The sequence below is a fragment of the Gilliamella sp. B14448G11 genome, from assembly GCF_016101765.1.
GTDB lineage: Bacteria > Pseudomonadota > Gammaproteobacteria > Enterobacterales > Orbaceae > Gilliamella > Gilliamella apicola_N.
This window is the reverse complement of sequence record NZ_JACFPX010000007.1, coordinates 1-25,041: the sequence shown is the minus strand read 5'-3', so window position 1 is coordinate 25,041 and position 25,041 is coordinate 1. Positions and strand designations below refer to the sequence as shown.

The following is a 25,041-nucleotide window of genomic DNA, read 5'->3' as shown; positions in this document are numbered from 1 at the left end:
GAATGATAATCAATATCATTTGGACGGGATGATTTAAAAACAGACAGAATTCGGATATTTATATTCAATTAACAAATAATACCACATTTTATGGGGTTAATCTTACTAAAAATTAACATTCATAAAGACTAATGTTTAAAAGTAAAATAATAAAACAATTATTATCAAATTACTTTATAATGCTTAGGATTATTCATCTTTCGTTTATTTTAGGAATCAATACATGTCATTTGACTCTCTTGGCTTAGATGCCGAGATTTTAAAAGCAATCCACGAACAAAACTACACCGAACCCACACCCATTCAACAACAAGCTATCCCAGTTATTTTATCAGGTAAAGATTTGATGGCCAGTGCTCAAACAGGTACAGGCAAAACAGCTGGCTTTGGCTTACCCATTTTGCAGAAGTTAGTTGAACAGCAAGCAAAGGCAAGCAATCAGTCTCAACCTAAAAAAGGTAAACGTCGATTATATGCTTTGATCTTAGCCCCAACACGCGAATTGGCTGCTCAAATTGGAGAAAATATTCGTGACTACAGTCGATATTTACCGATTCGGTCTTTAGTGGTGTTTGGTGGCGTAAGCATTAATCCTCAAATGATGAAACTACGCGGAGGAGTCGATATTTTAATTGCAACTCCCGGTCGTTTACTCGATTTGGTGCATCAAAACGCAGTGGATCTGTCGTCGGTTAAAGTGTTAGTATTGGATGAAGCCGATCGTATGTTAGATATGGGTTTTATTCATGATATTCGGCGCGTGATTGCTAAATTACCTAAAAAACGTCAAAATTTAATGTTTTCGGCGACTTTTTCAGATGAGATAAAAGCGTTAGCGCAAACCATTTTAAACTCACCTGAATCTGTTGCTGTGGCAAAAACGAATAGTGCATCAGAACAAATTACTCAGTATGTGCATCGGGTAGATAAGCGTCGTAAACGTGAATTGCTCTCTTATTTAATTGGTAAAAATCAATGGCAGCAGGTATTGATTTTTACCAGAACCAAATACGGAGCTAACCATCTTGCTGAACAGCTAACCAAAGATGGCATTAGAGCTTCAGCGATTCATGGCAATAAAAGCCAAGGCGCTAGAACTAAAGCTTTAGCGGATTTTAAAAATGGTCAAATTAGAGCGTTGGTGGCAACCGATATTGCGGCTAGAGGTTTAGATATTGAACTATTGCCTTACGTTGTCAATTATGAACTACCACAAGTGGCAGAAGATTATGTGCATCGTATTGGTAGAACAGGGCGAGCACAAAATCAAGGGCAGGCGATATCTTTAGTTTGTATTGATGAACTTGCTCAATTAAAATCAATTGAAAAATTGATTAAAAAATCGATTCCAGAAATTTTTACTCCGGGATTCGAAGTTGATCCTAGAATTAAAGCGGAGCCTGTAAAAAAAGCGACAGCAAAGCGTGCTCCAGCAAAAAGAAGACGTGTTGATAAAACGCGAACTTCTAAAAATAACCAGAATAGTATGAAGCAATCTAGTCATCATACATATTCTAAAACGAACTAAATTATCTACAGTAGAAGGATATTATTATGGCTAAGGTTAATCGCAGTCGTCGTTTAAGAAAAAAATTACATATTGAAGAATTTAAAGAGTTAGGTTTCACGGTAAGTTGGTCATTTGACGAAGGGACCAGTGAAGAAACCATTGATAATGTCGTTGATCAATTTATTGTTGAAGCAATACAAGCAAATGGTTTGGCCTATGAAGGAAGTGGTTATTTAAGCTGGAAAGGCATCATCTGCACTCAAAAATTGGGCAATTGCAGCGAAGAAAATCGTGATGTTGTCACTAAATGGCTTGAAAGTCACGGCTTAAAAAATGTCAAAACCAGCGAATTAATTGATATTTGGTGGGATGAATTAGATTTCTAATTTCTAAATATTTAATAAAAATAGCCACCAATGTGGCTATTTTTATTGAAAGATAAGATACCTTTGCTTTACTCAATTCCTTGGCTACGCAGGTAATCCTCATAATTACCGGTATAATCAATCACTTTTTCTGGGGTGATTTCGACAATTCGAGTAGCAAGTGAGCTAACAAATTCACGGTCATGTGATACAAAAAATAGCGTACCTTGATAAAGCTCTAATGCCATATTCAATGATTCAATCGACTCCATATCCAAATGGTTGGTCGGTTCATCCATCACAATAATATTTGGACGTTGCATCATTAATTTACCAAATAACATACGTCCTTTTTCACCACCTGAGAGGACTTTAACTTGTTTTTTAATGTCATCTTGTGAAAATAATAAGCGACCTAAAATACTGCGTACAGCTTGCTCATCATCGGTTGGCTGTTTCCATTGACTCATCCAATCAAACACAGATAGATCTTGTTCAAATTCATATTCGTGATCTTGGGCATAATAACCAATATTGGCATTTTCAGACCATTTAATATCACCTTGTTCTGGCGTTAGTTCGCCCATTAAGGTTTTTAATAAAGTTGTTTTACCAATACCATTCGTCCCTAAAATAGCCACTTTTTCGCCAACTTCAACCATTAAATTTAGATTTTTAAATAGTGGTCCGTTATCAAATCCTTTAGTTAAGTTTTCAACAACTAAAGCATTACGGAATAATTTTTTGTCCTGCTCAAAACGAATAAATGGATTTTGTCGGCTCGATGCTTTAACTTCTTCAAGTTTAATTTTTTCAATTTGTCTTGCCCGAGAAGTCGCTTGTTTGGATTTAGATGCATTCGCACTAAAACGACTGACAAAAGATTGCAGTTCACTAATTTGAGCTTTTTTCTTGGCATTGTCGGCTAATAAACGTTCTCTGGCTTGCGTGGATGCAGTCATATAGTCATCGTAGTTACCTGGATAGATTCGAAGCTCGCCATAATCCATATCCGCCATATGAGTACAGACCATATTTAAAAAGTGTCTGTCATGCGAAATGATGATCATGGTGCTTTCGCGTTCATTTAAGGTATCTTCCAACCAACGAATGGTATCAATATCCAAGTTATTGGTCGGTTCATCTAATAATAAGATGTCCGGATTAGAAAACAGAGCTTGAGCTAAAAGTACTCGCAATTTCCAACCGGGCGCGATTTCGCTCATTAATCCATAATGTTGCTCAATTGGAATACCGACTCCTAGCAATAATTCACCCGCACGAGCTTCGGCACTGTAACCATCCATTTCGGCGTATTGAGTTTCTAAATCGGCGACTTTAAACCCATCTTCTTCGCTCATTTCTGGAAGTCCATAAATGCGATCACGTTCTTGCTTGATTTGCCATAATTCAGTATGTCCCATAATCACAGTATCAAGAACAGTATATTCTTCAAAAGCAAATTGGTCTTGGCGTAATTTACCTAATCTCTCATGTGGATCTAATGCAACATTTCCTGATGTTGGCACTAAATCACCCCCAAGAATCTTCATAAAAGTTGATTTGCCACTTCCATTGGCGCCAATTAATCCATAACGATTACCATTGCCAAATTTAACAGATATGTTTTCAAATAAAGGTTTACTGCCAAATTGCATCGTGATGTTATTTGTACTTAACACTAAACTTTTCTCTCGCTTTAAATACATTTTGCTTTAAAGATATCTATCTCTTTAAGCAAAATCGTTGAAATGTGATTTGGCGCACATTATGCCATAAAATGCCTTTTTTGAGGATCTTTGATTTTTTTAACTGTATCAGTTATCCGTTAGGCGATTATGTCTTAAGATAGGATTTATTGATATTACAAATTATTAATATCTATATTTAAAAAAATAACGAATAAATAGATGGATAGAGTAATTAACCCTTTTAACCATTGTAATCAATTTATATTTCAAAAGGTTTACAACTGATAGATGAATTGTTACGATGCGTGCCTATTTATTACTATTTAACTCATTTTATTATGTTTTATCTTATCTTTGTGACTTTGGTTTGGTCATTTTCGTTTAGTTTTATCGCGGTCTATTTAAGTGGACAGGTTGATACTTGGTTTGCGGTTGTAATGCGTGTTTTACTGGCGTTTATTGCTTTTCTGCCTTTTTTACGCTTTAGAAACATTCAACTAAACACGATGTTACTTTTAATGAGCGTTGGGGCTTGTCAATTAGGTATCATGTACTTTTTTTATTATAACTCTTTCCAATATATTTCAGTGCCTGAAGTGTTGCTGTTTACTATTTTTACACCGATTTACGTCACGGTTATTTATGATTTATTGCAACATCATCCGTTACGGCTGAGTTATCTTTTTACCGCCATTATAGCCGTAATCGGAGCGGCTATTATTCGTTATGACCATATCAGTACAAACTTCATTATTGGATTTTTATTAATTCAAGGGGCCAATATCGTTTTTGCTTTAGGGCAGGTTGGTTATAAAAGAATTATGGAAGTTTCCCCAGTACCACAACATCAAGCTTTTGCATGGGTCTATTTAGGTGCAGTCATTGTCGCAACAATTGGTTGGCTATTATTTGGTGATGCATCCAAATTGCCAACTACTAATGTACAATGGGGCATTATTATTTGGCTTGGCGTAATTGCTTCTGGATTATGTTATTTTTTATGGAACTATGGTGCGACAAAAGTCGATTCTGGAACATTAGCAATTATGAATAATGTGGTCATTCCAACTGGCATTATTGTTAATGTAGTGATTTGGCATCAGTCGCTTGATTGGGGGCGTTTTATATTAGGTAGTGTAGTCATTGTTTTAGCATTAATTCTACACTACAAGATTAAAAATCGTTCTTCTAACTAAGGTAAATGGGTCATGATGGATAATATCAATGGTGTTGTCACAGATGATAATGCCGTTGATATTAGTAAACTTGATGCAATAGGACCTTGCAATACCTCAAATTGTCTTGCCATCATATAACAATTGATGGCAATAGATACCGAACTTAATAATACGACAACTTGTAACTCTAAAGTTGGTAATCCTAAAAGTTTGCCAACTATATAGGTTACAATTGGTAAAATCGCCAATTTTAAAATACAGATCGAACCAGTAATTAAAAACTGGTCGCGGATTTTATACTCCGCAAGTCCCATACCTAATACAATAAGTGATAAAGGAGCGGTCATGTCACTGACCATTTTTGTTGACTGATTAATAAAATTGGGTATTGGTAAACCGATATAATTGACGGCAATTCCTGTGAAAATACCAATAATAATCGGGTTTTTTGATACATTTTTAAGTGCTTTTATAAAGCTGCGCCCCGAGAGTTTCCCCATTTGTACAAACTCAATTGATACCGTCGCTAACGTCCACAATATTAATGCATTGAATATAACAATGATGGCGACAATGGGGATAGCTTGATCGCCGAGTAACATTTTTATAATTGGGATACCAACAAAGACAGTATTGGTATAGATGCCTCCCATTGCAAATAAAGTGCTTTGAGAACCATTTAATTTGAATATTTTTGATGCAATTAAGCAACCAATAGCAAATACGATAAATGAACCACCAAAAAATACCAATAACAGTTTGATATCAATTTCTGACTGCTCAGAAAAGTGACTCATTATCTGAAATAGCATTATTGGAAATGCAATATAAAAGGTAAATTTAGTTAAACTATCCGTTACCGTTTTTTGCCATCGACCTAACTTTACAGCTAAAAATCCAAGCAATATTAAAATAAATAAGGGCAGAGTAGATAAAAACTGTGCCCATAATGTTATCAAAAAATTCATAGAGATTATTTTATTGGTGATTACGAATAAAGTACCAATCTAATTCAGTTGACCGTTTCGAGTCAAATTGATAACCAGAAAGATTAAAATCTTTAATATCATTACTCTTATCAATGCCATTTTTTATAATATAGCGGCTCATAAGCCCACGTGCTTTTTTGGCGTAAAAGCTAATAACTTTATATTCGCCTTTGCTTTGATCTAAAAAAATGGGCTGAATAATTGTCGCTTTCAACTGTTTAGCTTTAATGGCTTTAAAATATTCATTTGACGCTAAATTGATTAAAGTCGGATGAGTGGATTTGCTGAGTTCTTTATTGAGATGATCGGTTAGATGATCGCCCCAAAATTGATAAAGATTACTGTTATTGCCATTTTTTAAACGTATGCCCATTTCTAAACGGTAAGGTTGTATTAGGTCAAGCGGTCTTAATACACCATACAGTCCAGATAGAATTCGTAAATGTGATTGAGCAAATTGAAGATCATTATCATTAAAATCTTCTACATTAAGCCCCTCATAAACATCCCCTTTAAAAGCTAATATCGCTTGTCTTGCATTATTTAAATTAAAATCAGAATGCCAATTTTGGAAACGTTCATGATTTATCTCAGCTAATTTAGGACTAATGGACATCAGTTTAGCCAAATCATCAACCGTTAATTTTTTACAATCTGTAATGAGTTTTTCTGAATACGAAATAAATTGTGGCAAAGTATGTTTTTGAGTTATTAATGGGCTTTGATAATCAAGCGTTTTAGAAGGAGAAATAATCGTTAGCATAAGTGATTGGCCTATTGTAATTTGGATAATTTAGGGTTATTTTACACCTAATCAACCAAAAGAGGAGTGATAAAATGAATCCAACCAAAAAAGATATACATGATATTCGTTCTTGGGCCAGTGTTCGTGAAACTTCTATTGAGATTGCCGAAGCTATTTTTGAATTAGCTAATGATGATGAAAAACTAGCAGAACAGATTTGGGAAGAAGGAAGCGATGAAGTATTAAAACTCGCTTTTGCTAAAACCAAGGCAGATAAGCTCTTTTGGGGTGAGCAAACTATCGAACGTAAAAACGTTTGATTTATGACATAAATCACGATTTTAAATAAATTTTTGTTATTTACAGGATGTTTAAGTTATATGAAAATAATAAAATTAATGATTATATTTATTATTATTACACCATTATCTGTTTTTGCTGATTCAAAATACGCTAATTTAAATCAATATGAATTACGGCTTTATTGCAGTAATAATACTCTTTCAGAAGCAGAACTGACTGAATGTTTAGAAAAAATTTTTTATACCAGTCAAGCTGAGTTAGATAAATCGCAGCAGAATTTTTTTAATGCACTTTCAAATTGGGATGAAGACAAAGAGTACATCGTAATTGCAAAAAATAAACTTAAAAAAGCTAATAAAGAATTTATTAAATATCGTGATTTACAGTGTGACTTTGCTTATTCGTTAGGGGGCGGAGCAATTGATAATGCTCTAAATATGTATAAATTCTCTTGTCTAGCCGAACTAAATTTTCAACGAGCAAAACAACTTGATCTTTATCGGTCTAATTGATTGTTACTGTTATAGAATTTTTTACTTATTGTATCTAAGTAAAGTTAGGTATTGTTATTCTCAGTATGTAATAAGACATCCAACAAAAGATTGATATGTTATGAAATTAACTTTTTTAGGAACAAGCGCAGGTTTACCAACCGCTGAGCGGAATGTAAGTAGTATTATGCTCGATCTCCGACAAGAGAGAGGACGATTATGGCTTTTTGATTGTGGTGAGGCAACTCAAATGCAAATGCAGAAAGCAAAATTTAGCTTAGCCAAATTAGAGATAATTTTTATAACACATTTACATGGTGATCATCTGTTTGGTTTACCGGGTGTTTTAACTACACGTTCATTAATCCAAAATCAATCAGAACTAACTTTGGTTGGCCCCAAAGGTATCAAACAATTTATTCAAACTGTGATTGATATTAGTTATTCTTGGCTAACTTATCCTTTAAACATTATTGAACTTGAGCAAGATAGTTTAGTATTTGAAGATACTAAATTTCGGGTTGAAGCCAAATTATTAGCGCATCGAGTACCTTGTTTTGGTTATCGTGTTGTGGAAAGGGATTTGCCACCTATCTTAGATATCAACAAATTACAGCAAGATAATATTAATGCGGGTTCACATTATGCCTATTTAAAAGAAGGTAAAACAGTAACACTAGCTGATGGTCGTGTCATTGATGGTCGTAATTATCTTGGTGATTTTAAGCAAGGGAAAAAATTGGCTATTTTAGGTGATACAATACCTTGTGATGCTTCAATTGAATTAGCTAAAGATGTTGATGTACTTGTCCATGAAGCAACGCAAGAAGATGCATTAGAACAAAAAGCAATTGAGCGAGGTCATTCTACTACTGTTCATGCGGCGATGATTGCTAAACAAGCCAATGTTAAAAGATTGATTATGACGCATATAAGCCCTCGATATTCCCTTAATGACAATGCCAAATTAGTTAATGAGGCTAAGAACATTTTTAACCATACTGAAATCGCAACTGATTTTGCCACGTTCCAAATATAAAAAATATGCCGACATTATCGGCTAGTTTGCTGATATTTCAGTCAGCAATAAAATTTTGCAAGAAAAGCTAATTGAGCCTAAAAATTATAGATTTTTGTGAAAAATATTCAGGAGTCTATACCGTTTTATTTTTTATTCAGAATAAAATCATTAAATACCAATTACATTAGAAAAAATTAATAAATATGCCGTATATTTATTAACTTTTTAGTCATAGTAGATTTATTTAGTAATAAGCATGAATGAACTTTAATGATCTATTTTAAATTAGCATTCCTAATTTTTTCATCCAATTCACATAATCATCTGCACTTTTATCGATATCTTTTTGTGTAATTTTATCTGGATAGTCTGGCTCATTATTTGCGCCATAAATTGCAAAAATGGGCTGATAATCAGCCTGAACGTAATTTATTGTTAATTCAAAAGGGCTGAGAATTTGCTCAAGTGTATATTTATAATGTCCGGTTTTAGAATAGTCCGCTTTCTTTATACCTGCCGAAACCGCTAAACCTACTTTTTTACTTCTTAATTTATCGCCCATGGCACCAAATGCCCATCCATAGGTGAAAACTTCATCCAACCATTGTTTTAATAATGGTGGACAATTAAACCAATATATCGGAAATTGAATTACTAAATTTTGATGATTTTCAATTAAGTTTTGTTCGAAACTAGAGTCTATTTTAAAAGAGGGATAGTAAGAATATAAATCATGTATGGTTACTTGTTCATGATACTGATTTAATCTATTAATCCAACATCGGTTAACTCTTGAAGAGGCTAAGTGAGGATGAGCAACAATCACTAAAGTGCGTTTCATTGTAAAATATTCCTTCTATATTATTATCAATAATTAAGTCATACTAATATTAATACGATTAATTTTAAAGTACGGTAATTACCGTTATGTACTATCTTTATGGAAAGTGTCAACATGGAAAATCATCATTGTGCCGAAGAGCATTTTGAGAATAGTGGATTTAATTACACACTCTCAATGATTCGAGGTAAGTATAAGATTGTGATTCTTTATTGGTTAAACGAGAATCAGCCAACAATGCGATTTAATCAACTTAAACGAAGCATTAATAATATTTCTTTTAAAACACTGAGTAATACCCTAAAAGAGATGGAAAAAGATAAATTAATTTTTAGAAAAGAATATCCGCAAATTCCGCCTAAAGTGGAATATGGGTTATTAGAAAGAGGTAAATCTTTAGTTCCTATTTTAGATATGCTTTGCCAATGGGGAAATAATCATAAAGATGACCCATTATCATAATCTGAAAAAACTTTATTCGCCGACATGGTCGGCGTATTTATATGACTAAAGACAGAAATCTTTAATTAAATTTTCAATAGTTAATTTTGTCGGTTTTATAAAATCCATCGAAATAAATTCGTCAGGTTGATGAGCTTGTTCAATCGAGCCTGGCCCTAAAACAATGGTTGGAGCAATTTGATTTAAATAGGGGGCTTCAGTACTGTAATTAACGGTTTGTGCTTGATGACCGACTAGTTTTTCTATGTGTTGTAATGCTGGATGATCTTTTTTACACTCATAGCCTGGAATAGGTGAGACTTCATATTCTACCGCAATACGATTAGGGTACTTATCCATCACAGGTTGCAATGCTTCACATAATTCATTATAGAGCGAATCAACATCATTATCTGGTAATACCCGTATATCAATAATTAATTCACAACAGCCGCATATACGGTTTGCTGCATCGCCTCCATGAATTACACCTAAATTTAGAGTCGGGTAGGGCACACTAAAGCCTTCATTATGATATTGTTCTTTAAATTTTTGTTTAAGGAGCAATAAACGTTCAATGACTAAATGCATAATTTCGATAGCGTTAATACCTTTGTCTGGATCGCTTGAGTGACCAGATTTACCAATAACTTTAATTGAGTTAGATAAAAATCCTTTGTGAGCACGGATAGGGATTAATGAGGTGGGTTCTCCAATGATGGTACAATCGGGTTGTAATTGTGTTTGTCGGGCAAAAAACGATGCGCCCGCCATTGAAGTTTCTTCATCGGCAGTGGCAAGTACATAGATTGGTTTAGTCAGTTTTTTTAGGTCTATATCTCGTAATGCATCTAAAATAAAAGCAAAAAATCCTTTCATATCAGCAGTACCAAGTCCATATAAATTGTTATTTTCTTCGGTTAATTTGAAAGGATCTTTTGTCCATTGTCCTTCATCAAAAGGGACAGTGTCACTATGGCCACTAAGTAATAATCCACCTTGTGTGCTATTTTCATCATTGGTATACGTTGCTAGCATATTGTATTTATCGCGAGTATTCGGAACGGGTTGTATATCGATAGTAAAACCCAAATCCGAAAACCACGATGCTAATTTTTCGATGAGAATTTTATTGGAGTAATCTAATTTTTCATTAGTAACATTGCTAATTGTTGGGGTTGAGATAAGTTCATTATATAGTGTTAAAAAAGAAGGAAGAGCCATAGAAATCACCTTAAAAAAATAGTCAATATGTCCTTTTACAAGGTGATAAGAATAGCACTTAGATGATTATTTGCATATCAGGGTATTTAAAATAATAATTTAAATTCAAATTTTTAACATTTCTTGCTGTTAACTATTGTGTTTATTTTATTTATAAAGAACTTTTGTTATTATTTAAACCATATGGATAAAGTTTACAAAAATTTATTATTCATTTAGTCTTTATAAAAATTAATTATATACAAACAAGGCATTATTCATGAAAAATATTAGCAAGAAATGGATCATTATCGCGTTTATCGTTGTCGTGCTTGGTTTTGTTTTGTGGCAACAATTCAAAACCGATGGTTATGGACCCGATTTCATTAGTGGTAATGGGCGTATAGAAGCAACCGAAATCAATATATCTACAAAACTCGCAGGTAGAATTGAAAAAATTAATGTTGATGAAGGTGAATTTGTCACAGCAGGTCAGCCTCTCGTTATCATGCAAACTGATACTTTGCAAGCTAAGTTAAATGAAGCCCAAGCACAACATCGACAAGCAATGAGTAATGAAGCTACATCAAAAGCTCAAGTTGCCTTAAAAATGAGTGATAAAGTAGCTGCGTTAGCAGGCGTTACTCAAAAAGAAAGTGATTTAGATATTGCGAATAAACATTTACAAAGAACGGCTACACTTTATCAAAAAGGTGCCATTTCAGTTCAACAATTTGATGATGATACCGCTAAAGTCAATAGCGCAAAAGCCGCTTTAGATTCCGCTAAATCCCAAGTAGCGGCTGCCGATGCAGCAATTGAAGCTGCGCAAGCGGGAGTTGAAAGTGCTCAATCAGAGATAAACGTAGCTCTAGCAAATATTAGACAAATTCAGGCTGATATCGATGACAGTACTTTGACTGCACCTGTTGATGGACGTATTCAATATCGTATCGCTCAACTTGGTGAAGTCTTACCTTCTGGCGGTAAAGTTTTGAACTTGGTCAATTTATCAGATGTGTATTTAACATTCTTTTTACCTGAAACCATTGTAGGTAAAGTCGCTATTGGTGATGAAGTTCGATTAGTTCTTGATGCTTTACCTGAAAAAGCCATTTCTGCCAAAATTTCATTTGTTTCAAGTGTTGCACAATTTACGCCTAAAACTGTAGAAACAAAAGATGAACGTCAAAAATTGATGTTTAGAGTAAGAGCGCAATTAAGCCCAGAACTTTTAAGATGTTATATTACCTACGTTAAAACAGGTCTTCCCGGTGTTGCTTGGGTAAGACTTAATCCTAATACGGAGTGGCCTTCAGAGTTATCTGATGTTGCAAAATGCCAAACAAAATAATTGGAGATAGCAAATGTCAGAATCGGATAAAAAGGATTTAGCTTTACTTGCTGAAGGTAAAACCCTTGATGATGCTGTAGTAAATGTTAGTAATGTAACATTAAAATATAAAAAGACTTGTGCACTCAATGATATCAGTATTGCAATCCCACCAAGATGTATGGTGGGATTGATTGGACCTGATGGGGTAGGTAAATCCAGTCTATTATCATTGATTTCAGGGGCACATGTTATTCAAGAAGGATTAGTGTACGTTCTCGATGGTGATATGAAAGATAAATCACATCGAAAAAACGTTTGTACACGCATTGCTTATATGCCACAAGGATTAGGTAAAAATCTCTATCCTACACTTTCAGTTGAAGAAAATTTACAATTTTTTGCTCGCCTATTTGGTAATGACGCAGCGGAAAGACGACGCCGTATTGATGAATTAACTAAAAGCACGGGTTTATATCCCTTTTTATCCAGACCAGCGGGTCGCCTTTCAGGTGGTATGAAACAAAAGGTCAGCTTATGTTCTGCTCTGATTCATGACCCTGATTTACTTATTCTTGATGAACCGACTACGGGAGTTGATCCTCTTTCTCGCGCGCAATTTTGGCAATTAATCAATAAAATTCGTGAACAACGACCGCAAATGAGTGTGATTGTCGCAACGGCTTATATGGATGAAGCGCAAAACTTTGATTGGTTGGTTGCAATGTATGGCGGTAAAATTCTTGAAACAGGCACTCCACAAGCATTATTAGCCAAAACGGGTAAAAATAATTTAGATGATGCCTTTATTCAGTTAATGCCAGAAGATGCTAGGGAAGGTTATGAAGCCGTCGAAATCCCCCCATTAGCCATAAATCAAGATTTACAAGTTGCAATCGAAGCTAAAGACTTAACCAAACAATTTGGCGATTTTATTGCAGTTGATCATGTTAATTTTTCAATTAAACAAGGTGAGATATTTGGCTTTTTAGGATCAAATGGTTGTGGTAAATCAACAACCATGAAGATGTTAACTGGATTATTACCGATATCATCAGGCGAAGCGTGGTTATTTGGTAAACCTGTCGATGCCAGTGATATCAATGTTAGACGCCATTTAGGTTATATGTCTCAGGCATTTTCGCTTTATAGTGAATTAACTGTTGAACAAAATCTCATTTTACATGCACGCCTATTTGGTATTGAAGAAAGCAAAATACCAGCAAGAGTTAATGAATTACTTAAACGTTTTGGTTTAGAAAATGACGTAAAAAGTTTGCCGGAAAGTCTACCTTTAGGTGTTAAGCAAAGGCTTTCTTTATCGGTTGCGGTGGTTCATAATCCTGAAATTCTTATTCTGGATGAACCTACCTCTGGGGTCGATCCTATTGCTCGTGATGACTTTTGGCGTTTGATTATTGAACTATCCCGAAAGGATAAAGTAACCGTATTTATTACCACTCACTTTATGAATGAAGCTGCTCGCTGCGATAGAATTTCATTAATGCATGCAGGTAAAGTATTAGCCAGTGATACACCTGATAATATTATTCATTCTAAAAATGCGAACACTCTGGAAGAAGCGTTTATCCGTTATTTAGTTGATGCAGGGGCAGATGATACAAATATGGATGAAAAGGAGAGTGAAACATCCAAAACTGTAACGAATGAACCCGTTAAGGTAACCCAAGATACCCATCATCTACAAGGATTTAGCTTGACTCGTATGATTGGTTGTTTGTGGCGTGAAACATTAGAGTTATCACGTGATCCTTTGCGTGCTTTATTAGCCTTTTTAGGTTCAGCAATCTTAATGTTGGTTATGGGATACGGTATCACCATGGATGTACAGGATTTAAGATTTGCGGTGTTAGATCGTGACCAAAGTATTACCAGTCAAAATTACATTCTTAATCTTTCAGGATCTAAGCGCTATTTTATCGAAAAATCGCCAATTCTTGATTATGATGACATGGATCAAAGGATGAAAAGTAATGAAATCTCTTTAGCTATCGAGATACCGCCTAATTTTGGACGAGATATACAACGTGGAGATCCAGTTAATATCGGAATTTGGATTGATGGTGCTATGCCGTCTAGAGCAGATACGGTTAAAGGATATGTACAAGGTATGCATCTTGCTTGGTTAAGTGAAAAAATAAAAACAACAACTGGAACAGAATCTAGCGCATTAGCAAACATTGAAACTCGATATCGGTATAATCCTGATGTTAAAAGTTTACAGGCAATGGTTCCGGCTGTAATTCCAATTCTATTATTAATGATTCCATCTATGTTAGCAGCGTTATCCGTTGTTCGTGAAAAAGAGATGGGATCAATCATCAATTTATATGTTACTCCTGTTACAAGAACAGAGTTTTTATTAGGTAAGCAAGTTCCTTATATTGTTATTTCGATGCTTAGCTTCTTATTACTCCTGATTATGGCTATCACCATATTTGATGTGCCGATAAAAGGAAGCTTCCTGACTTTATGTTTAGCTGGATTAGCTTATTGTGTTATTGCAACAGGGTTTGGATTGCTTGCCTCGACAGTGACACGCAGTCAAGTTGCAGTTATATTTTTAACCACGGTTGGTACGATGTTACCCGCAATACAATTCTCAGGATTACTTAATCCAGTAGCATCCTTAGAGGGTATTGGGCGATATATTGGTGAGGTGTATCCAACAAGTCATATGCTTGTTATTGCGCGAGGTGTTTTCAATAAAGCATTAGGACTTTTTGACTTACATAACTCAATATTTGTATTACTTATTACCATTCCGATTATACTTGGTGCAAGTATATTTCTCCTCAAGAAACAAGAAGGATAGATATTATGCAAGGTTTTATTAATATTTATCGCTTAGGTATTAAAGAATTATGGGGATTAATTCGTGATCCAATCATGTTATGTTTAATCGCCTACTGTTTTACAATTGATATTTATTCTGCTGCAACAGCAACTTCTGATTCGCTTCATCATGCTTCGATAGCAGTGGTTGATGAAGATGACTCGCCTTTATCAAGGCAAATTATTGCGGCATTTTATCCACCAATGTTTAATAAACCCGTTAAATTACATTCAATGGATGTTGTCGATCGTGGAATGGATACAGACACTTATACCTTTGCATTAAATATACCGCCTAATTTTCAACGCGATGTCTTAAATAATCAAAGCCCTGAAATTCAACTTAATGTTGATGCGACGCGAATGGGGCAGGCGTTTGTTGGAAATGGCTATATTACTCAAATCGTGAATAACGAAATAACAAAATATTTCAATCAAATAGATAAACCAACCAGTTTACCGGTTAACATTGAAGTTCATACAGCATTTAATCCAAATTTAACCCGCTCTTGGTTTGGTTCGGTTGTTGAAATTATTAACATTGTTACTACTTTGTCGATTATTTTGACAGGTGCTGCTTTAATGAAAGAACGTGAACACGGCACTATCGATCACTTACTTTCAATGCCAGTTACACCATTTCAAATTATGATCTCAAAAGTTTGGTCTATGGGTCTTGTCGTTCTGGTTTCAACATGGGGAGCTCTTTTAGTAGTTGTTCAAGGTTGGCTTAATGTACCAATTGAGGGATCGATTACTCTATTTTTGATTGGTGCCGCTTTACACTTGTTCGTGACAACGTCACTTGGTATCTTTATGGCTACCGTCGCTAAATCAACAGCACAGTTTGCGATGTTATTCATTTTAATTCTTCTGCCGTTACAGATGCTTTCTGGTGGCAGTACGCCACGTGAAAGTATGCCTGAAGTGGTTCAAAATATTATGTTGTTTGCACCTACCACTCACTTTGTTGAATTAGGGCAAGCCATTTTATATCGTGGTGCCGGTTTAAGTGTAGTTTGGACTTCCTATGCTTGGCTTCTAGCCATTGGTTGTGTGTTCTTTCTTATTGCCCTTAAACGTTTCCGTAGTTCAATTGTCAATATGGGATCATAAGATCCCATATCTTCATAATATGACAAAATGATTTATTTTGTCTCTTTTTGACTTGTTATTCTTTTTCATCACTATTATTGCAATAGACACATTTTTTTATGCATACAAAAGGTATCTATACAGAATAAGATATTCGGTAATATTAAATCAGTACATCTAATTTATAACCATAATAAGATCTGTCATTGATTTCATAATTAGAAAAAAATTATAATAAATTAATAAGTTATTTCAAAATGACTCAAGTGGTTTACATAACAAAACGTACAATATCTTTAATAAAAAATCTAAATATAATTTTTTAGAACTAGGTGATAGTATTCAGTATAAATAGATCATTTGAGTCTATTTCAAAAAACAATGAATCATGATTTTGAATAAAAATGTTACTTATTGGTACAAATTTGAAATAAAAAGGTACAATATTTGTCTCCTCTCAAATAGATAGATATGTATATTTTCTTATTAATTATCAATAAGTAAGCATTAAGAAATCGTGCAAATCTCATCATGTCATGCGACTTGTAAATCTCAATCTTAAGGTTATGTAAACAAATTGAAAGATTTTGTTAATAAAATGAATTTAATTGTTATTTTTTTTACAAAATTACTTGTTATAATTTAGGACATATCGCAAATGAGGTTGGGTATTAAATCATGCCAACATTGTAGTTTGGGATAGGCTATTTATAGAAATACTGTCATTTTATGGATATTTTGATAGTGTAAAAAAATCAGTATTAATCCTTTTAATTCTAAAAGGAATTAGAACTAAAAGGAATTAGTTATAAAGGGAAATAGTTCTAAGGAAAAAATATCTGATTTAATTGGTATCAAAGTAAAGGTCATTTTGGCTTATTACCCATGGAAGACTGGTATCACTAAAAACCTTTGCAATTTTGCCATGGAAGGCATTATTGCAAACTCCAACCTAGTTTTTTAACGTTTATTAATTCTTTTTGTGCAAATCCGAACTCCACTGATACTATCTAACTTTGATACTAATTGTTTTTAAGATAAATAATTATAATTCTACATAAATAGGGTAATTTGTTGATAACTGATTTGCAGTAATCTATTTGTGTTTAAAAATTTATCTTAAAAAAATACTGATATTTTAAAATGATAAAAACTTTTACTTGGACTAACTTTATCCAACAAATATTGGATATTAAAAAAAATCCCAATTAAATGAGATTTTTATATTAAAAAACGATTAATTTCGTTTGGTATTTTTTAACTCTTTTGGTGATAATCCAAAATAAGCTCTAAATCGTTGAGAAAATCGAGCGGTAGATGAATAACCAACCATTGTGGCAATGTGTTCTGTTGAAAGACTCGATGTTTGTAATAAGTGAAGCGCACGTCCCATTAACACTTTTTCTTTTATTTTTTGGATATTTTCCCCTTCAAACTTTAATTTGCGATATAACGTCGCTTTACTCATGCAAATTTCTTTACTTACGTCATCTATTGTAATTTTTTTATTGTCGTTTCTTTTAAATATTTCGATAACTTTTAGGGTTGTTTCTTTTTGGCTAGGGAGGTAAGCTAAATTTGGATATCCCGAACTAACTAATAAATTGATGATCTCTTTTCTTCGGTTTTCTATTATATCTTCTGTTGCCCAATCTAAACATTCAATAAGCTGAGATATGCATTTGTATAAAGCGTTATTAGCTTTACCAAATGTGTATGTTTCAGATTTATTAGTATTATTATTTATTATATTATTATCAAAATCAGAAAATTCAAATTCAACGAGTACCGCAAAATAATTGGTATTGGCAGGAATATTTCGCATATTCATTGTTTGTACATCAGTAAAAAAAACAAAATTACCTACATTACATGCGACTTTGGTTTCATTACCAACGATTTTACATCCATTTAATACAACAACCAGCAGTGGTTTTAATATAGGTATATTAGAGAGATCTTGTTGTAGCTTTGATTTATAAGTTGAAACACACTTTTTATGATTCAATGTAGTACTTAACGTTTTGAGTCTTTCTATTTCTAATTCTGTATCTTTCATCCTAATCAATCCGTTTTTATGTTATGGTCAATTATTGAGGATATTCAATATCCATCGCTAGAATCAATGTTACTCTTGAGCTTATTATATATAATAATGATTACTATTTTTAGTTATTTATTTCACTAATGGTAATTCATTCCAATGAGTTGTATAACGTTTGCTTAATAATTGACGTTTTATTTGCCAAGGTGCAGACTTTTGTATTCCTCCTAATTGGATCGTATTTTTACCCATTTTTTGATTAATGCTATCAATTGTTTTCATAAGTTTGTCGTTTTTATGCAGCGATGGATTTGTTAAAGGTGTAGTGAAAAAGTCTGGTTGTGAATGGCTGTTTTTAATTTTTAGATCCAATAACATTACCCCTGATTTCATAAATAAAAGATCTTGCTTATATATTGCCAGCAAACCTTTTTGTGCTGCGTGAATAATTAATCGTGAGTCATCTGTTGGAAAAGAGAGTGGTACTACGATTGATGGGTGATATTGATTTGAATTGTCACAAAAGCGATTCGTTTTTAAAAAGACTAGAATAGCGCTAGCGACAGATTGTTGTTGTCTAAGCTTTTCAGTTGCACGGCTTGCATGCAGACGAATCGCTTCTTGTAAATCAAATAGTTTACTCGTTAAACGACCAAAACTGCGTGATATCATGATGTTTTTCTTCGGAGTGCATAGGTCATCTAATTCAATACAATTAATACCTTGTAATTCTAATACGGTCCGTTCTAGTGTTACCGAAAAGTTCTTTCTAATATATTTTAGATTAGCTTGACGCAGGTCCCATGCAGTATGAATATTGATTCTATTTAATTTATTTGCGATATGTCGACCTACGCCCCAAATGTTATTAATTGAAAATGTTTCTAATATATTTTTTAGTGATTTTTCATCTGTGGGTAAACAATAAACATTTTGATAAATGGTTTGTTTTTTGGCTATATGATTAGCTAACTTTGCCAATGTTCGCGTTGGAGCAATACCGATACTAATAGGAATACCCGTATCTCGTTTTACAACATTTTTTATTTTTAAACAATGTGCTGTTATATCTGTAAATCCATCTAGTTGAATAAAAGCTTCATCAATAGAATAAAGCTCAATACTCGGAGTATGGTTTTGTACAGTATCAAAGACCCGCTGACTCATATCACCATAAAGTTCATAATTTGAACTTAGCAAAATTATTTGTTTACGAATTTTAGATGGGATCTGATAAGCCGGCATCCCCATAGGTACTAATGGTTTTAATTCATTTGAACGCGCAATAACACAGCCATCATTATTGGACAAGATCCCAATTGGTTTTCCTTCTAATTTAGGATTAAAAACGCGTTCACATGAAGCATAGAAATTATTGCAATCAATTAGGCCGATCATACATGTGCTCTTTTTCGTAATGAATGGATGGTATGTATAACAATTCCCCAAATATGAACATCTTTCCCCACTAAGGGAATTGGCGGATAAAGAGAATTACCTGACAATAAATGATGTTGGTTATCGAATATTCCAAGACATTTACATGTTAACTCACCATCAACTGCGGCAACTACAATATCACCGATTTTAGGCTCTAAAGAACGATCAACAACTAACAAATCACCACTAAAAATACCATAATCGATCATAGAATCGCCTACGGCTTTAATATAATAGGTTGCGCTAGGATGCTTTACTAAATGTTCAGTCAAATCAAGTTTCGTTTCCAAATAATCATCTGCAGGGGATGGAAATCCAGCTCTTACTGGCGTATCAATTAAAGTTAAGTAATTTTTATCGGCAGTATTAACCATGCCAAGTACAATACAATTATTACGCAAGTACGTTCTCCTTAAAATTAACATATAAATCTACTTCGTTGTGTTATGGACATAAGGTTATAGACATATTAAAAAACGAATATATGTATAAATATACAGTACAAGATAGCTGATTCAAAAATTTTTGACTGTAAAAAAATAGAAATTGAGCAAAAAAACGCAATTGATATTAAGCCACAGCTAACATTTTTGGGATTTCCAATTTTTATGGGATTAAAAATAATAGGGCAAAAATAAGCAGTTTTTAACTTAAAAATAGTCCAAATGACATTATTGATTTTGTCATGCCACATAGAAAGCTTACATTGTATTAATTATTCATTAATAGTTTAAAAACATAATTCACTATCTGTTATGTTAATTATTTATCTTGATAATATAAAGATAAGTAATTACATGTTGTTGTCATTCTTTTATATAAACAAATTAAATCAGTTTTTTAACTATAAAATTAGTAGCTTTTTATTGTTAATAAAGTGTTATAAAAAGCAGCAAAACAAAAGAGTTAATGGTCAAATTAACTTTTACCATAATTTAACACGCGTTTTCTATGTGATCTTATTTGTTGATTTTTATGAAATAAAACTTCGCTATTTAGTGGTGTCAAAGCAAAATTGAATGATTTTTTATTCTTTTTAAGATAGGTTGCAGACCTTGCTTAACACAAGTTAAAAAAGAATAAGTATAATACCGCGCAATTTACAGAATTTTCCATTTGATATAACAAAGGTTGACATATTAACAATGTATTCAGTTAAGCTTACATCATGTAAAACAACATTAAGCAATATAGAATTTCAAAAAACAAACATGCACTTTTACATGTAATAAATACATTCAACTTTGTTATCCGCTTTAGCTCGGTCTAAAAAAAATCTAATCAAAAGTTACCGAACAATTACCGAATTTGTATTTCAAGTAATATTATTTTAGGAGTTTTAAAAAAATGAATCTAATCTGGTCTGCAGTTGGACAAGTTGTAAGTTCTTGTCTTCCGGTTTTTTTACTTATTTTTCTTGGTTGGTTGTGTGTACAGCAAGGAATATTTACGAAAGATTCTAAAAAATTATTATCTGGACTTGTATCTAACTTTGTATTCCCAGCATTACTATTTGTGCATACATCACACGCTAAACCATCGCAAATATTCAATGGTATTTGGATGATTGCCTTTTTCTGCACGATGTCATTTTTATGGATCGTTTGTTTCTTAGTGAATAAATACGTTCTACATAAAGATCTCAAATCAACAGCCATGAGTTCAATGTTATGCTGCTTCCCAAATATGGGGGGAATGGGGGTTCCGTTCTTAACGTTAATGTTAGGTGCTTCATCTACAATTTCTGTTGCAGTCGCTAACTTTGTTGTGGCATTGTCATTAATTCCTATGACCATTTTTCTATTAGAATTATGTGACACCAAAATATCAGGTGGTAAAGTAACGGGTGCAATGGTTTTTAGTGCAGTAAAAAGTTCACTGATGAAACCAATGTTCTTAGGTGTTATTCTTGGTTTAGTGGTGAGTGTGACTGATGGTACGACTTGGATGCCACACTTTATATTTAACACTTTCGATATCATGTCTAATGCTTGTAACTTCATTTCGTTAATTGCAGTAGGTGTGGGTATCTATGGTGTTAAATTAAAAATGTCAAAACCACTTATGATCAACGTAGTTTTGAAAAGCTTCTTTACACCAGTTGTTGCGTTAATTGCTGTACATCTATTTGGTATCACAGGAATGGAAGCAGAAGAGTTAGTTTTCTTACTTGCAATGCCAACGGCATCAACAGCGGTTATTTTAGCTTATAACTGGAATGTTGAACAAGAACATGCATCAAGCATTTTCTTTGCTTCAACAGTTTTATCAATCTTTATTTTACCAACATTATTACTCATCATGGAATATACCATTCCAGGTGTGCAATAAGCATTTATAATCGATCCGAACCGCCTCATTTAGCTCGCCTAAATGGGGCTTTTTCATTAGTTTTATTTTTTATTATCATGTTTTCAATATCAATAAAAATTGCCATTCCTTAGTTTTCTTTGTGTTTTTATTTATGTTTTAACTTATTAATTAAAAATAAAATCCATCTGAAAGTAATCAGAATTTTTTATCCTTTTATAATTAAAACTAAAAGAACAACACTAAATAACAAAACATCAATATAATCATTTTATTATTTAAAATTACGAAATAACTGTCTAACTATAAATGGATGAAGTATAGAAACTGGCATCATATATAATTTTCCCCAAAAGTTATGATTATTAACTGAAGCAATAAGATACAACATATTAATCTTCTCCATATTATTAACAATCCGTAAGCATAGGCAAACATCAAGATGCGAGTCTTTTACCTGTAATGTGAGTTTATCTGGGGTCTGTTCAATAATTGTAAAAAAATGGAGGGTATTTGAAGTTTCAAGATTGTGATGGTGTGGCTCAGACTTATTAAATCCATGAACAGGTTTAATTCCAACTAATCTAACTAAAAAATCTCTTATTTTAAATAGAAACTCTAGCCATTTAGGCTGATAAGATGTCATTATTTTATAAGCATCAAGCGCCGTAATATTTTTTGCTATGGCTATTGTTTGATAATCTAAATAATCTATTTTTTCGCCAACTAAGGTAGTATCGTTAGGCAAAACAGCTAATATTTGTTGAATATGCTTTTTTTTCATTTTTCTATATTGGATATGTTAATTTAAATTTATAGCAAAATAAATCAAGTTAAACAGTAAGTTAATTTAAGAAAAATGCCTAATATGGATTATGTAATATTGTTATTATGGCACTATACCGTTACTTTTACTAGCAATGATAAATATCTTTCATTGAATTACTTCTATCCAAAAAATGCGTTTTTTTCTTAATTTTGCTAATAATAGTTAAACCCTAAATGAACAAAAAAGACTCGTTTCCACAATGTTCTTAAACTCAGTAGCTATTTATTAACATGATTTATGAGTATAAATTAAATTTTAGGCATTTTATCTAATTAAATGGTATAGACTCCTGAATATTTTTTACAAAATTAATTTTAACTTATTAATATAATTAAATTATTTTGAATAATTTCAACTCGATTATTTAATCACACTAAAATCTTATTTATAGCCTTATCGGTAATTCTAAAAAGCATATTTTTTGGGTAATTGTGCAGTCCATTATTTTGTTTAAAAAGTTTCAGGTCATGGTTATGTTTCAGTAAAAATGCTTTTTTAGATATAAATCTTAATAAAATTCAGTGAAAAATTATCCAATAAAAAATGAGCAAAATCCAAATGCTTTTAATCCTCTGTTGATCATGTTTAAGTGACAAATTTTTAATGATATTTTATTTTATTTATTAATAATATCAGTAAGTTATCTATCTAAATTAAATTTATAAAATTTTTTAAAAAATGTTGCAAATTACACAAAACAGTGTATTTTATATCAGTTTTGGATTGTTTTTAACGTAACTTCATAAAAATATTTAACTAATAATGGTAAATCATTAAAATAATCAATTTTTTAGTAAAAAATAATATTAAATAAATATTAATAATAAATAGTTTAATAAAACAAAGTTTTATTTGCAGCGCACATGAAATATATCGAGGATAGCATGGATAAAGGATTAACCAATCTGGTAAATCAATTGGGTAATGGTTTAAGTCGGGGTTTAAAGCATGGTTTGGTTAATGGAGCTGGTCATAATCGTTATACATTAAATATTGATGGTTTGCCTGCTGAGGTTTCAATCTTACAGGTTGAGGGTAATGAGCAACTTAACCAGCCTTGGCACTATACGATTACTTTCACCAGCTCGGATAAACAACTTTCTGTTGAGTCATTTCTTAACCAAAATGCCCGTTTGAGTTTTAATCCTGCTAATTCTGGCAGTTTAAGTGGCTTTACAACTCAAGGACTTAATGCACTTAATTCCTTAACTTCGGCTAATCCATTAGATGCATTAAAACAGTCTGGGCCATTAAAACAGTTAGATAAGCTTAAACAATCTAATCCACTTGATTCACTTAATTCTTTAACCCAGTTTAATCCGCTTAATCCGTTAAATTCACTATTATCTCAGGGCGGTTCACGCACTCTTTATGGTGTGATTACCCAGTTCAGTCAATTATCAGTCAGTAACGATGAAGCCCGTTATCAAGTTGTCTTATCCTCGCAATTAGCCAAACTGGCATTAAGTCATAACTGTGCTATTTTTCAGAATCAAAGCGTTATCAGTGTGGTTGAAGAGGTCTTGCGTGGTCATGGTTATACCGGGATTGATTATCGTTTAGCACTTAAAGAGCAATACCCTGAACGTGAATTTATTACCCAGTGGCAGGAGAGTGACCTTGAGTTTATTCAAAGACTGCTTGCTGATGTGGGGGTCTATTTCCGGTTTGAAACCCATGGTGAACACAACTGTGATGTGATGGTCATCAGTGATTATGAACAAGGTTATCAGCAGGTGGCTGATATTGTGTATAAACAACCGAGCGGTACACTGGATAACAGCGTTGAAAGTGTCTGGGATATAACCTTACACAGTCAGATGGTGGAATCTTCGGTACAAGTACAGGATTATAACTACCGCGATGCGCAGGCTAATTTACTGGGTGAGGTTAACAGTCAACTAAAAGATAACACCACTTATGGCACTGATTACCGTTATGATGAGCACTATAAAGGGTTAAATACCAATGGTGACAGCAATAATGGAATTGATAGTGACATCAATAATAATGATGATGATGATGAAAATAGTGGTGATATCGATACCGACGACAGTAACGGCAATAATAACGATAATAGCGGTGATATTAGCACTCATTCTGGTAATGCGAGTAATGGTGTTGAAAGTGGAGAATGGTATGCCCGCATTCGCCATGAACACGCCATTAGCCGTCAAATTGTTATTCGGGGTAAAAGTAATCAGGCCAATTTAGCCCCGGGTCAACATATCCGCATCAAAGGCAGTGCGATTGCCGGAATTGATGAGGGGATAATGATATTAACGGTGCAAGGACAGGGAAACCGCAGTGAGGCTTATGAACTGAGTTTTACCGCCATACCTTACCAGCCATTAAA

At 33.2% G+C, this 25,041-nt stretch carries 21 protein-coding genes; 12 read left to right on the top strand and 9 right to left on the bottom strand.

Features of this window, described 5'->3' with window-relative positions; genetic code table 11:
* The first annotated feature begins 223 nt into the window (after positions 1 to 223).
* The gene (gene rhlE / locus H3S88_RS06550) at positions 224 to 1,528 is read left to right on the top strand and encodes an ATP-dependent RNA helicase RhlE (RefSeq protein WP_198228337.1); all 1,305 of its coding nucleotides are present in this window, start codon (positions 224 to 226) and stop codon (positions 1,526 to 1,528) included.
* 26 nt (positions 1,529 to 1,554) lie between these two features.
* Positions 1,555 to 1,896, top strand: a complete 342-nt coding sequence (locus tag H3S88_RS06545) for a YggL family protein (protein WP_144091467.1) — start codon at positions 1,555 to 1,557, stop codon at positions 1,894 to 1,896.
* Between the two features lie 68 nt (positions 1,897 to 1,964).
* Here the strand turns inward: H3S88_RS06545 and H3S88_RS06540 are convergent, their stop codons facing one another.
* Positions 1,965 to 3,584 (bottom strand): ABC-F family ATPase, encoded by a 1,620-nt coding sequence (locus H3S88_RS06540; RefSeq protein ID WP_370528589.1) that lies wholly within the window; start codon positions 3,582 to 3,584, stop codon positions 1,965 to 1,967.
* A gap of 320 nt (positions 3,585 to 3,904) precedes the next feature.
* On the opposite strand from H3S88_RS06540, the gene H3S88_RS06535 reads away from it, so the two are divergent.
* Positions 3,905 to 4,762 carry a carboxylate/amino acid/amine transporter gene (locus H3S88_RS06535; protein WP_198228333.1) on the top strand — a complete coding sequence of 286 codons (858 nt, stop codon included), beginning with the start codon at positions 3,905 to 3,907 and terminating at the stop codon, positions 4,760 to 4,762.
* On the opposite strand, the gene H3S88_RS06530 is transcribed toward H3S88_RS06535, so the two are convergent.
* Together H3S88_RS06530 and yaaA are read right to left on the bottom strand one after the other, a co-directional pair.
* Positions 4,759 to 5,712, bottom strand: a complete 954-nt coding sequence (locus tag H3S88_RS06530; protein ID WP_198228331.1) for an AEC family transporter — start codon at positions 5,710 to 5,712, stop codon at positions 4,759 to 4,761. The two genes, H3S88_RS06535 and H3S88_RS06530, sit on opposite strands and share 4 nt — an antisense overlap.
* A 10-nt stretch (positions 5,713 to 5,722) precedes the next feature.
* A complete protein-coding gene (gene yaaA, locus H3S88_RS06525) occupies positions 5,723 to 6,496 on the bottom strand; it encodes a peroxide stress protein YaaA (protein WP_086308527.1) in 774 nt (257 codons plus the stop codon).
* Positions 6,497 to 6,570: 74 nt separating this feature from the next.
* On the opposite strand from yaaA, the gene H3S88_RS06520 reads away from it, so the two are divergent.
* The 3 genes from H3S88_RS06520 (at position 6,571) to rnz (ending at position 8,311) form a co-directional block, all read left to right on the top strand.
* Positions 6,571 to 6,798 carry a YccJ family protein gene (locus H3S88_RS06520; protein ID WP_025315495.1) on the top strand — a complete coding sequence of 76 codons (228 nt, stop codon included), beginning with the start codon at positions 6,571 to 6,573 and terminating at the stop codon, positions 6,796 to 6,798.
* Positions 6,799 to 6,858: 60 nt separating this feature from the next.
* Positions 6,859 to 7,293: a lysozyme inhibitor LprI family protein gene (locus H3S88_RS06515; RefSeq protein ID WP_086308526.1), complete on the top strand. Its 435-nt coding sequence runs from the start codon at positions 6,859 to 6,861 to the stop codon at positions 7,291 to 7,293.
* A gap of 100 nt (positions 7,294 to 7,393) precedes the next feature.
* On the top strand, positions 7,394 to 8,311 hold the full coding sequence (gene rnz, locus H3S88_RS06510; RefSeq protein WP_198228329.1) for a ribonuclease Z: 918 nt from the start codon (positions 7,394 to 7,396) through the stop codon (positions 8,309 to 8,311).
* A 262-nt stretch (positions 8,312 to 8,573) separates the two neighbouring features.
* Here rnz and H3S88_RS06505 read toward each other — a convergent pair whose 3' ends face one another.
* Positions 8,574 to 9,134, bottom strand: a complete 561-nt coding sequence (locus tag H3S88_RS06505) for an NAD(P)H-dependent oxidoreductase (RefSeq protein ID WP_198228327.1) — start codon at positions 9,132 to 9,134, stop codon at positions 8,574 to 8,576.
* A 114-nt stretch (positions 9,135 to 9,248) separates the two neighbouring features.
* Here H3S88_RS06505 and H3S88_RS06500 point away from each other — a divergent pair, with 114 nt between their 5' ends.
* Positions 9,249 to 9,596 carry a helix-turn-helix domain-containing protein gene (locus tag H3S88_RS06500; protein WP_198228325.1) on the top strand — a complete coding sequence of 116 codons (348 nt, stop codon included), beginning with the start codon at positions 9,249 to 9,251 and terminating at the stop codon, positions 9,594 to 9,596.
* A 45-nt stretch (positions 9,597 to 9,641) separates the two neighbouring features.
* On the opposite strand, the gene argE is transcribed toward H3S88_RS06500, so the two are convergent.
* Entirely contained in the window at positions 9,642 to 10,805 is a 1,164-nt protein-coding gene (gene argE, locus H3S88_RS06495) for an acetylornithine deacetylase (RefSeq protein WP_198228466.1), read from the bottom strand.
* A 253-nt stretch (positions 10,806 to 11,058) separates the two neighbouring features.
* Between argE and H3S88_RS06490 the strand changes: the two genes are divergently transcribed.
* Genes H3S88_RS06490 through H3S88_RS06480 form a run of 3 tightly spaced genes read left to right on the top strand, consistent with a single transcriptional unit; the run spans position 11,059 to position 16,083 of the window.
* Entirely contained in the window at positions 11,059 to 12,132 is a 1,074-nt protein-coding gene (locus tag H3S88_RS06490; protein ID WP_198228323.1) for an HlyD family secretion protein, read from the top strand.
* Between the two features lie 13 nt (positions 12,133 to 12,145).
* A complete protein-coding gene (rbbA, locus tag H3S88_RS06485; protein ID WP_198228321.1) occupies positions 12,146 to 14,947 on the top strand; it encodes a ribosome-associated ATPase/putative transporter RbbA in 2,802 nt (933 codons plus the stop codon).
* Between the two features lie 5 nt (positions 14,948 to 14,952).
* Positions 14,953 to 16,083 (top strand): ABC transporter permease, encoded by a 1,131-nt coding sequence (locus tag H3S88_RS06480; RefSeq protein WP_198228319.1) that lies wholly within the window; start codon positions 14,953 to 14,955, stop codon positions 16,081 to 16,083.
* 1,216 nt (positions 16,084 to 17,299) lie between these two features.
* Here H3S88_RS06480 and H3S88_RS06475 read toward each other — a convergent pair.
* From H3S88_RS06475 to H3S88_RS06465, 3 genes are all read right to left on the bottom strand, one after another.
* Entirely contained in the window at positions 17,300 to 18,121 is an 822-nt protein-coding gene (locus H3S88_RS06475; protein ID WP_198228317.1) for a helix-turn-helix transcriptional regulator, read from the bottom strand.
* 117 nt (positions 18,122 to 18,238) lie between these two features.
* Positions 18,239 to 19,504, bottom strand: coding sequence for a Y-family DNA polymerase (locus H3S88_RS06470; RefSeq protein WP_198228315.1), 1,266 nt, complete (start codon positions 19,502 to 19,504; stop codon positions 18,239 to 18,241).
* Positions 19,501 to 19,947, bottom strand: coding sequence for a LexA family transcriptional regulator (locus H3S88_RS06465; protein WP_198228313.1), 447 nt, complete (start codon positions 19,945 to 19,947; stop codon positions 19,501 to 19,503). Before H3S88_RS06465 ends, H3S88_RS06470 begins: the two co-directional genes overlap by 4 nt.
* A gap of 946 nt (positions 19,948 to 20,893) precedes the next feature.
* Between H3S88_RS06465 and H3S88_RS06460 the strand changes: the two genes are divergently transcribed.
* Positions 20,894 to 21,877, top strand: a complete 984-nt coding sequence (locus tag H3S88_RS06460; RefSeq protein ID WP_025315506.1) for an AEC family transporter — start codon at positions 20,894 to 20,896, stop codon at positions 21,875 to 21,877.
* A gap of 253 nt (positions 21,878 to 22,130) precedes the next feature.
* On the opposite strand, the gene H3S88_RS06455 is transcribed toward H3S88_RS06460, so the two are convergent.
* Positions 22,131 to 22,640, bottom strand: a complete 510-nt coding sequence (locus tag H3S88_RS06455) for a DUF2867 domain-containing protein (RefSeq protein ID WP_198228311.1) — start codon at positions 22,638 to 22,640, stop codon at positions 22,131 to 22,133.
* Positions 22,641 to 23,548: 908 nt separating this feature from the next.
* Here H3S88_RS06455 and H3S88_RS06450 point away from each other — a divergent pair.
* The coding region (locus H3S88_RS06450; protein WP_198237261.1) for a type VI secretion system Vgr family protein at positions 23,549 to 25,041 on the top strand (1,493 nt) is incomplete at its 3' end.

Bases quoted from the DNA above. Each gene is read 5' to 3' on its own strand.
- rhlE (WP_198228337.1), top strand. From the start codon at position 224: ATGTCATTTGACTCTCTTGGCTTAGATGCCGAGATTTTAAAAGCAATC.
- H3S88_RS06545 (WP_144091467.1), top strand. From the start codon at position 1,555: ATGGCTAAGGTTAATCGCAGTCGTCGTTTAAGAAAAAAATTACATATT.
- H3S88_RS06540 (WP_370528589.1), bottom strand. From the start codon at position 3,584: ATGTATTTAAAGCGAGAGAAAAGTTTAGTGTTAAGTACAAATAACATC.
- H3S88_RS06535 (WP_198228333.1), top strand. From the start codon at position 3,905: ATGTTTTATCTTATCTTTGTGACTTTGGTTTGGTCATTTTCGTTTAGT.
- H3S88_RS06530 (WP_198228331.1), bottom strand. From the start codon at position 5,712: ATGAATTTTTTGATAACATTATGGGCACAGTTTTTATCTACTCTGCCC.
- yaaA (WP_086308527.1), bottom strand. From the start codon at position 6,496: ATGCTAACGATTATTTCTCCTTCTAAAACGCTTGATTATCAAAGCCCA.
- H3S88_RS06520 (WP_025315495.1), top strand. From the start codon at position 6,571: ATGAATCCAACCAAAAAAGATATACATGATATTCGTTCTTGGGCCAGT.
- H3S88_RS06515 (WP_086308526.1), top strand. From the start codon at position 6,859: ATGAAAATAATAAAATTAATGATTATATTTATTATTATTACACCATTA.
- rnz (WP_198228329.1), top strand. From the start codon at position 7,394: ATGAAATTAACTTTTTTAGGAACAAGCGCAGGTTTACCAACCGCTGAG.
- H3S88_RS06505 (WP_198228327.1), bottom strand. From the start codon at position 9,134: ATGAAACGCACTTTAGTGATTGTTGCTCATCCTCACTTAGCCTCTTCA.
- H3S88_RS06500 (WP_198228325.1), top strand. From the start codon at position 9,249: ATGGAAAATCATCATTGTGCCGAAGAGCATTTTGAGAATAGTGGATTT.
- H3S88_RS06490 (WP_198228323.1), top strand. From the start codon at position 11,059: ATGAAAAATATTAGCAAGAAATGGATCATTATCGCGTTTATCGTTGTC.
- rbbA (WP_198228321.1), top strand. From the start codon at position 12,146: ATGTCAGAATCGGATAAAAAGGATTTAGCTTTACTTGCTGAAGGTAAA.
- H3S88_RS06480 (WP_198228319.1), top strand. From the start codon at position 14,953: ATGCAAGGTTTTATTAATATTTATCGCTTAGGTATTAAAGAATTATGG.
- H3S88_RS06475 (WP_198228317.1), bottom strand. From the start codon at position 18,121: ATGAAAGATACAGAATTAGAAATAGAAAGACTCAAAACGTTAAGTACT.
- H3S88_RS06470 (WP_198228315.1), bottom strand. From the start codon at position 19,504: ATGATCGGCCTAATTGATTGCAATAATTTCTATGCTTCATGTGAACGC.
- H3S88_RS06460 (WP_025315506.1), top strand. From the start codon at position 20,894: ATGAATCTAATCTGGTCTGCAGTTGGACAAGTTGTAAGTTCTTGTCTT.
- H3S88_RS06455 (WP_198228311.1), bottom strand. From the start codon at position 22,640: ATGAAAAAAAAGCATATTCAACAAATATTAGCTGTTTTGCCTAACGAT.